At 58.5% G+C, this 3735-nt stretch carries 1 protein-coding gene and 1 pseudogene; both read left to right on the top strand.

Translation table 11 applies throughout. From position 1 onward, the window contains the following. A pseudogene (locus tag KP814_RS32135) lies at positions 1-2781 on the top strand (hypothetical protein); the annotation flags it as partial. A 47-nt stretch (positions 2782-2828) separates the two neighbouring features. Further along, positions 2829-3735 (top strand): fibronectin type III domain-containing protein (locus tag KP814_RS32130; RefSeq protein ID WP_216740606.1); only part of this gene is annotated, 907 nt, incomplete at its 3' end.

Raw genomic sequence — 3735 nt, 5'->3', positions numbered from 1 at the left:
AAACGCGTGCGCGTCTGGGTCGGCGAGCGTGGTTTGCAGTGGCAAGACTTTGTCCTGGTGGCCACGCAGATCATCGAGAACGCCGAGATCCTGAACGGGGTTTATTCGTTTAGTTGCGCGGATGTGCAACGCACGCTGCGTAAGGATATTTTCGATGTCAAAAAAACGGCATTAAGAGGGACGGCGTTCACGATCAATAAGCGACTCCTGGTTTATTCCACCGAAGGATTTGAGCCCGTTTATCAACCTCCAGGCTCTGGCGTGACAGACGCCCCCGGTCAGACGGTTGGTTATCTCAAGATGCCCAATGGCTGCATCATCCGCTATCAGAGCAAAACGGAGACGACGTTTGAGGGATGCACCTGGGGCGTGCTGGGCACGCAACATCTGGCGACTATCTACCTGAAGACCTCCGACATGACCGCTGACAACGCGCCCATGGTGGAGGAATACGTGTACATTGAGCAGCCCGCGCCCATGCTGTTGTATGGATTGCTGACGGGGTATGTTTACGGTCACCCTGGCAAACGCTATCCAGACCACTGGCATTTGGGCGTCGATCCGCAATACGTGCGCACCTCCGATTTTATTAACATCGGCGCGGACCTTTGGGATCTCTCTGATGCGGATAAAGGTCTGCCGGCGGTGGTGCGCGGGCAAACCAAAGTAGACGGTAAAAAGTTTATCGAGGAGCAATTGCTGCTCATGATGGGCGCGTTCGCCCCCATCTACGCTAACGGGGAGATGGGGCTGCGTCGTCGCACGGCGATTATGTCTAGCGGCTCCTATGTGCGTGAGCTGAATGCCGGGAACTTGTTGAAGGTTGGCGCGCTGCGTCACGACATGGGGGCGGTCATTAACCAGATCGCGCTTCACTGGCACTATGACCCGGATAAAAAAGAATACCGSCGCGCCAATGTCCTGGTGGACCCGGACTCTATCGCCACCCATGGTCCCTCWGATCTTAAAGAACTGAAGTTTAAAACCCTGCACAGTTCCCGCCATGCCTATTCCGCSATCAAGCATCAGTTCGACGCGCTCCGCGACGCCTACGCTGGGCCTCCTTTGGTCATGGACGTGGTGGCCGATATGGACAACCATGATYTGGAGGTWGGCGATATTGTCCGCGTCAATTTGGAGCATGTGCAGGATTACACCGGCTCGATGGCGGACGGACGCCTGGATCGCAATTTTGAAATACAGCAGATCTCCACGGACTGGGTGACAGGGAAGGTTAAGCTTTCCTTGCTGGGCTCCTCGCAACCCGCAGGCGCCTTGCCCCCGGATCAAGACGGCGCAGCCCTGGCGGATGCRTGGTAYAGCTCCACCGGAGTGGCCATCAATGCCGCCAACTATCCAGGCAAGGTGTTGGAGACCAGCACCCAGATGCGCATCACCGGCGATATCTCTCTGAGTGGCGGAAGCAACCTGTATCAGTCCGTCTTCCATTGCGACCGGGATTTAACCGTGGACGCCGGCGTGACGGTCTATCTGTCAGGTAACGTACAGTTGCGCGTCAAAGGGTTTCTGCAGATCAACGGCAAGCTGGATGGCAAAGGGCGCGGGATTGCAGGCGGCGCAGGCGGGCAAACCGTGACGCTATCGGGTATCGGTTCCACGGTGGCGGGGGATGGCGTTATCTTTGGTCTGGGCACAGGCGACCGCCGCCGCTTTGAGTCCGGCGATAATCGTGGCGGCAAAAACGCCATGCCCTCCCGTAATAGCGTGGCTTATCTGAATTTGTCTGTAGACCCGGARGGGCAACTGCAAGGCCTGCCGGCGGATATCCGCGGTAATGGCGGTCACGGAGGCGGCGCAGCCGTCAACAGCTACGGCGGTAACACGGGAGAGACCCCGGGCGGTCGTGGCGGAAACGGCGGCGCTGGTCTGCTGGTGGTGGCGCGAGGGATYGACCTRGGCGCAAATGGGCAAGTGGACACCAGCGGCGAGGATGGGGAATTGGGAAGCCCKCGYCAGATCGGCGGGAACATGGACCCTAAAGCCTACATCAAGTCCGGCAGCGGCGCCGGCGGCGCGCCCGGCGCTGTGTATTATGTGATTGACGGCAAATACAACCCGCCCAATGTGACCGTGGGCAACAGCGCAGCGCGCTATGGCGTCAGCCCGGTTCAAGACGGGGTTTACTTCATTGAGGGGCGCAAACACCAGAACGATACCGTGGGCGCATCCTGGGACCCGTCTTTTGAGGGGATCGATAAGGCGGTCGCTTCCGCCTATGTGGGGCATTACCTTGGCGCGGAGCGTGAGAATGCCGTGCGCGGTTTTCTGACCAAGGCGACCGGGGACGCGCCGAATATGGCGGAGTCCTGGCATCGCGTGCAGATCCTTTCTGGCTATCAAACGCCCGTCGTGTTGGATGAGGTTAGCGCGGCGGTTCCGAAATTTGTAACTGTAACGGAGTCGACCAATACGCCACGCACGCCGGATGGCAATATCTCTACATTGGAAATCAGCGTCACCCCGCCGGATGATCCCAACTATAACCACGCTTTTGTCCAGTATGCGCCGGCTAATCACTGGGCTTGGACGGACCTGGGGGCTGCCACACCAGAACTCACCCTGCAGGTCGTGAGCGATGGCTCAAAGTATCAATTTCGAGCGTTCTCCGTCACCAAAACCGGGGTGCGATCATCTTTCTGGACCACGAGCAGGGTGGTCGCTGTGACGCGTATTGATAAAAAATCACCGGGCGGAATTAYTCCTACACCGGAGAAAAGAACCTGGAGGATGGCGGCCACCGGGCGTTCACCATTGGCGTGACGCCACAAGGCAAGCAAAACCAAAATGGGGAAGAGGCGTTAATCAGCGTGTCCAACCCCGCGCCCAAAGTCGCCATCAACAACACGGTCGCCGGGATCAGCACGGCGCGCACCTATCTGACCGACATCACTGACCCGGATTTCAAATCCATCAAGGTCTACCGATCAACGGTGAAAGGCTTTACGCCCAGCCCGGATAACGTGGTGTATGACGGCTACACCAACCCGGTGATCCATGAAGGCTTGCAGCCAGACAGCACCTATTATTTCCGGTTACTGGGCGCGGATGAATTCGGCGACGGCGAATTGACTCCAGAATTCAGTTTCAAGACGGAGGCCTTCAACCCGGCGGGCGAACTGAGCGACGGCGACAACCTGATCGTGCGCGGGAATGTCGTCAGCGAATACGGCGGCTCCAAAGTGATTCTGGGTCCGCTCAAGCGTGACGGTTATTTCAACGTGCTCGAAGCCAGCGCGGCGAACGCGCCCATATTCGAGGTTAGGGAAAACGGCGACCTTTTGCTTGGCAGCGAACAAAGCGGCTCTTATGCGATCTGGGATCAGTCCGAAAAAGCGTTCAAAGTGTTCGGTCAGATCAACATCGCGGCGGGGAGCAAAGGGTATTCCGCCCTGCAGGATCGTCCCAACTCGTTGTCGTCCATCAACGCAGCGGAAGCCGGCAAGCTGCAAGGCATTCAGGACGGCGCCACCAAGGGCGCGGACTGGGGACAAGTGTCGGGCATTCCTCAACGGTTTTCCGATAGCGCTACGCCCGGTCTGAACCTGACGGCGGACTACCTTGGATTTCATAACGGCAGCCGCTTCACCACCTACATGGACCGAAACGGCCACTTCGCCCTGAACGCCGGCGCGGCGAATAACTGCCTAAGCTGGAACGGCTCTGTGCTGTCCGTGCGCGGGGATGTGTTGGCCACCAGCGTGGCGGCGAGCGTCA

The sequence above is a fragment of the Hahella sp. HN01 genome (genome assembly GCF_018986435.1).
Classification (GTDB): domain Bacteria; phylum Pseudomonadota; class Gammaproteobacteria; order Pseudomonadales; family Oleiphilaceae; genus Hahella.
The sequence above is the reverse complement of the archived record's forward strand: the minus strand, read 5'-3'. Positions and strand labels throughout refer to the sequence as shown.